This is a genomic window from Deinococcus pimensis DSM 21231 (genome assembly GCF_000519345.1).
In the GTDB taxonomy this organism is placed as follows: domain Bacteria; phylum Deinococcota; class Deinococci; order Deinococcales; family Deinococcaceae; genus Deinococcus_A; species Deinococcus_A pimensis.
This window is the reverse complement of sequence record NZ_KI912643.1, coordinates 32,564-32,805: the sequence shown is the minus strand read 5'-3', so window position 1 is coordinate 32,805 and position 242 is coordinate 32,564. Positions and strand designations below refer to the sequence as shown.

Genomic DNA, 242 nt, shown 5'->3' with positions numbered 1-242 from the left:
CCGAGCATCGTGACGGTGCTGTCCAGGCCGCGCCGCACGTCGGTGGGGAGGCGGTCGCCGCCGCGGTCCATGTGCGAGTAGCTCTTGATGGACGTCACGAGGGCGCTCACGCGGCCCGAGGCGCTCTCCACGTCCCCGAGGAGGCGGGAGGTGGCGAGGCGCAGCTCCAGGTACTCCAGCGCCTCGCGCACGCCCTTCTGCGTGGCGTCCGTGATGAGGTCGAGGTCCGGGGCGCGCGCGCC

Annotated in this window: 1 protein-coding gene; it reads right to left on the bottom strand. The window is 74.0% G+C overall.

The window, feature by feature from the left end:
• Positions 1-242: hypothetical protein (locus DEIPI_RS39620; protein WP_045234186.1), on the bottom strand; the 242-nt coding region annotated here is incomplete at both ends.